The organism is Erwinia sp. (genome assembly GCF_031978025.1).
GTDB lineage: Bacteria > Pseudomonadota > Gammaproteobacteria > Enterobacterales > Enterobacteriaceae > Erwinia.
On the sequence record NZ_DALZCD010000064.1, the window covers coordinates 17,367 to 17,909 of the forward strand.

Sequence of the window (543 nt, forward strand, 5' to 3'; positions counted from 1 at the left end):
CTCTCAGGGCGGCGTGCGCGGCGGTGCGGCCACGCTGTTCTACCCTATGTGGCATCTGGAAGTGGAAAGCCTGCTGGTGCTGAAAAACAACCGTGGCGTGGAAGGCAACCGCGTACGTCATATGGACTACGGCGTTCAGCTTAATAAACTGATGTACACCCGCCTGCTGAAAGGTGAAGAAATCACCCTGTTCAGCCCGTCCGACGTGCCGGGCCTGTACGACGCGTTTTTTGCCGATCAGGAAGAATTCGAGCGCCTGTATACCAAATATGAAAAAGACGACAGCATCCGCAAGCAGCGCGTAAAAGCAGTCGATCTGTTCTCGCTGATGATGCAGGAACGCGCCTCAACCGGTCGTATCTATATTCAGAACGTTGACCACTGTAATACCCACAGCCCGTTCGATCCGGCTATCGCACCGGTGCGCCAGTCTAACCTTTGCCTGGAGATTGCGCTGCCGACCAAACCGCTGATGGACGTTAACGACGAAAACGGCGAAATCGCGCTCTGTACGCTGTCGGCGTTCAATCTCGGCGCAATAGA

General features: G+C 55.4%; 1 pseudogene. It reads left to right on the top strand.

The features are described from left to right. A pseudogene (locus tag RTK32_RS07305) lies at window positions 1–543 on the top strand (ribonucleotide-diphosphate reductase subunit alpha); the annotation flags it as partial.